Genomic DNA, 4,341 nt, shown 5'->3' with positions numbered 1-4,341 from the left:
TACGTCAGACTTAAACTGAACCGCCGTATACCGAACGGTATGTACGGTGGTGTGAGAGGTCGGAGGCTAGGCACCTCCTCCTACTCGATTTATGGTAGTAACGGGGCAGGTTAGTTACATAAGAACGGGTGTAATTTAGAGAAAAGTAGAGTGTAGAAACGAGAGGTAATTGCTTATTTCAGCGTATCAAAATATCAAAAAGAGCAAAAAAAGACCTCAAATAGTAGAGGTCATTTCATATTTTGTCTTATATTTTCTGGAACCATAACTACTTCCGTTTTTAAATCAACAGGTCTGAATGTTTCATCAATACATTCTTTCCAATACTCTAAATGCTTCTTATCTATCCAGTGGTCTGATTCCTGGACTTCTTGTCCGCCTGGACCCTGGACAGAGTACCAATATAAAAACTCATCACCATTTAGACGTTCTCTAAATATAGTTTCAACATACATTTTTTCGGCTTCAAGGGTTATCAGCACATCATTCATATTTTCGTTTAGAAACTTTAACCATTCATCTACCCGTTCCGATTTACCTTCCTTAATTCTAAATCTTGTTAGTTCTACATTCATATTTCTCCCCCATTTAATTAGTTATCTTGCTTACATTACATATTTTAACAGGTTTTAACTCAACAGATGAAATAAGGGAGTTGCTTTGGTACATCTTTGTCTTATGGAACTATCGGGGCAGTTTAGTTCAACAAACATATGAATTAATCTTAGGTGTCTGTTATTTTTTGGTATTAAAATTGCATGACCTAATATTGAAAAGTTTAAAATTGGGAGGAGAAATAATATGGAAACAGTAAATATTAGGACTGCTGCAAAACATGATGTCCCACAACTTCTCGAATTAATGAACCAATACATCGTTGATTTCTACAAGTGTCCTCGTCCAAGTGATGATTCACTCAAAAGATTGATCAATCATTTACTTGAAAATCCCTATGAAGGTATCCAGTTTGTTGTAGAAAAGGAACCGCATCACTTAGTTGGTTTTTCCACTTTATATTTTACTTTTAATACATTAGAAGTGAAACGAATGGCTTTCCTTCATGATCTATTTGTAAAACCTGATGTAAGAGGACAAAAAATTGGTGAAAAACTACTTCAGTCCTGTGTCACTTATATTAGAGAGAATGACTATTCTCATATGATTTGGGAAACAGCACATGATAATCTTACTGCCCAATCGTTATATGACAAAATTGGGGCACAAAAGGCAGTTTGGCTGAACTATGAAATTAAGTAATTTTATGTAGTTTTTATGTTTTTTTGAATACGTTATTCAAAGCGTATTAATATTTGATTATTATTAGGGTCTGATTTGCCTGAAAAGTTAGCATACAAGATTCCGGCATATGAATTGTTTTTCGAAAGGGGACGTTTGCCCAAGAAGAGTAGTCGCTTCTTGGGCTAATGGGCAGGTTCGTGGAAGAACAAAATATATTTATATTTTGAGAGAATTACTGTTTAAAACAACGGGTGCGTTAGCTGAAGATCGGAGCTGTCTTTAAGGCAGCTTTTTCTTATGCTAAAGGGGCAGGTTAGGGGATTTTCATACTAAAAGTGTAACTATTTAAACAAGAATTTGTTCTAAACCATATTGACACGTTTTGTGTATTATGGATATAGTACATCTATAAGGTGTATGAACCACTTAGTACATACACCTAGAAATCATAAGGATTAATAGGGAGGTGCTTTTTTGAAGGAGAACCAAGAATATAGAGTGCATTGGAAGTTTGTTACCTTTACATTTATCGTTGGTTTAATTGTTGCGATTTTTTCAGTTATTTCTGATAATTTAACGTTTTTAGGTGACGGTATAACAGTTCTTGAATTCGTCATTTCGTATTTTGCGGTAATGATTAATTCATTACCAATGTGGTTTATTTTAGCAATGCTTGTTGGCTATTTATTTGCGAGGAACATTAAGAAGGCTGCGTTACTTGGGGCCATTTATACAATCACTGCAATTACGTTTTATTTCGTGATTAGATATTTTTATATAGATGTACCAGTAACAGTAACGATATCATTTAAAGAACTGGCGATCTCATATGTGAACTGGTATGGGGCGTCAACCATTGGTGGTATCTCTGGTGGAATTGTAGGGTTTTTAATAAAAAAAACACCTTATGTACTACTGATTTTACTTGGAGGGTTAATCTTGCAGTTGTTTGTATATGGTACAAGTAGCTGGAGTGACATCGTTGGTATTGCACAAAATGTTACCTTTTGTCTAATGATTGTAAGTATTTTTATTTATTTAGTGATTGTGAAGAGAAATGATAGAAGTCAATATTTTGGAATGTGAAGTGATGTACTTAAACTCCCATGAAAATTAAAAAAGCTCAAAATCCAGAAAAAAGCACAACAAAATAGACCCAGTAAAAACGCTTTTTAAAAAAAGGCAAGCCTTAAGAGTAATCTGATTGAGTTTGGTAAATCGTTAAACAAAAACCTCCAATCATAGCAAATTAAGTAGAGGCTAGCGCGACGACCAAAAAAGGATTAATCTCCCATGAGTGCTACCCATAAAGGGCGCGACAGTCGGTGGTACACCGTGGTCGTCGGAGTCAGACTAACGGATGGGCTCAAAGGCACCATAGTTCAACGACCTTCTTCGCCAGCCATTAAAACATTATCGACATAGTGACCAATTTTCATTCTCTGTGGTGAAGCGCTGATTTTTGCGCTTCATGGATGGCTAACGGGTGCGTTAGCGCCATAAGAAGGCCGCCAAATGGCGGCCTTTTGAACGTATGATTCTTATACAAATCATACATTCGGCCTCAAGTAAAAAGCACCAAACAAATACTTTTAATTAACTATCAGGGCAGGCTTGAATTGAAGGTCAAGCTGCCGAACCAGACGGCTTTAAAGTAACGAAGCAGATTAAGTAAAAAATAAGGAAAAAAAAAGACACAGCTATTGCTAGTGTCTTTTTTGAGACGTTATTACACCTTCGTCTATACTTCACACTGTTGTTAAACATAATATATTGTGGACAACCTGAATTTACTTTTTTGTATCAAATTTTGAAAAAGACGGGAGAAGAAACATTAATGGACAAAGAAAAAGGAAGTAAAGAAACGAAAACAAAAGGGGGAGAAGTTTTGGGAGATAAAAAAGAAGTACAAACTCAAATGTTGGAACTACAAAGAGAGACAACAGAAACATTGAATAAAGTCTTAAATGAAATAACGCTATTAAATAGTAATCTGGAAAAAATGGGGACTGCAATTTCTTCGATGCAACAAAATGTACCTACTACAAATTCTTCAAACATACTTGCTAATCTTGATGCTGACACAATGTTAACCCTCTTACCGATTGTACGTAGCCTTTTTAAAGATACAGAAACGGGACCTGCTATGTATCCGATGTCTCAAGTTCCACAACCTAATTCTTTAAGCTTCCTTAATAATTTGGATATTGATAAAGTATTAGAAATCTTACCGGTTGTACGTAGATTTTTTAAAGGTACAGAAAATTTGGATAAAATCTTACCGGTTGCACTTAGCTTTTATAAAGGTACAGAAACGGGACCTGCTATGTATTCGATGTCTCAAGTTCCACAACCTAATCCTTTAAGCTTCCTTAATAATTTGGATATTGATAAAGTATTAGAAATCTTACCGGTTGTACGTAGCCTTTATAAAACTGTAGGCGAAAGTGAAGGCAAGAATGAAAATAAAGAATAGCAATGTAAAAGGGCAAAGAGCTGACTCCAAAAAAAGAGTCAGCTCCTTGCCCTTTGTTTACTTATTATTTACAGTCCTACTAAGATAATCACTAGTAGGATGAAAAGCACAAGGATCAAACCAATGTTTACACCATTTTCACCATTGCCCATATCTATCCCTCCTTTAAAAATTGTAAAGGACTGGAAAAGTATGGACAATAGTGGTTAAAAAAGAATTGCCCATACTACGCCCCCTTGTCCTCTTTAACAAGATATGTCTGTAAAATTATCTTGTATAGGACAAGCAATTAGGGGATATGTGGATTTTTCAAGAATGCTCATTTTACAAAAAATAAGGGAGTATGCTGTTTATCAAAAAAGAGTAGAAATGGAGCGTAAATCGTATCTGCGAAGACATCTCTTGATAACACAAAATAATCTACATACTATTTAACTTATAGGGTGTGGCCGCCAATTGGCTACACGATTTGAATGTACGATTTTTTACATAATCTACATTCAATTTAAAGTGAAAAAGTCACCCTTAATTAACTATCGGGGCAGGTTAGCATTCCTGTAGATCGTTAAATATCAGGTTTGAAAAAAATAGAGCCCCTCAGTAAGATACGAGTATAGAGTCCAATC

The 4,341-nt window shown here is 35.2% G+C and carries 4 protein-coding genes; 3 read left to right on the top strand and 1 reads right to left on the bottom strand.

Annotated elements, in window-relative coordinates; all coding sequences use genetic code 11:
- Positions 1 to 230: 230 nt before the first annotated feature.
- Positions 231 to 575, bottom strand: a complete 345-nt coding sequence (locus ACIQYG_RS26740) for a DUF6176 family protein (RefSeq protein ID WP_402844584.1) — start codon at positions 573 to 575, stop codon at positions 231 to 233.
- A gap of 226 nt (positions 576 to 801) precedes the next feature.
- On the opposite strand from ACIQYG_RS26740, the gene ACIQYG_RS26735 reads away from it, so the two are divergent.
- From ACIQYG_RS26735 to ACIQYG_RS26725, 3 genes are all read left to right on the top strand, one after another.
- Complete coding sequence (locus ACIQYG_RS26735; RefSeq protein WP_402844581.1) at positions 802 to 1,257, top strand: GNAT family N-acetyltransferase; 456 nt, start codon at positions 802 to 804, stop codon at positions 1,255 to 1,257.
- A gap of 456 nt (positions 1,258 to 1,713) precedes the next feature.
- Positions 1,714 to 2,325 (top strand): hypothetical protein, encoded by a 612-nt coding sequence (locus ACIQYG_RS26730; protein WP_402844578.1) that lies wholly within the window; start codon positions 1,714 to 1,716, stop codon positions 2,323 to 2,325.
- 751 nt (positions 2,326 to 3,076) lie between these two features.
- On the top strand, positions 3,077 to 3,715 hold the full coding sequence (locus ACIQYG_RS26725) for a hypothetical protein (protein WP_402844576.1): 639 nt from the start codon (positions 3,077 to 3,079) through the stop codon (positions 3,713 to 3,715).
- The last annotated feature ends 626 nt before the right edge of the window (positions 3,716 to 4,341 follow it).

Origin of the sequence: Peribacillus sp. NPDC096622, from assembly GCF_044762665.1 — a bacterium.
GTDB classification, from domain to species: Bacteria; Bacillota; Bacilli; order Bacillales; family DSM-1321; genus Peribacillus; species Peribacillus frigoritolerans_B.
Note: the sequence above shows the minus strand (reverse complement) of the source record. Positions and strands in the feature narration are given on the sequence as shown.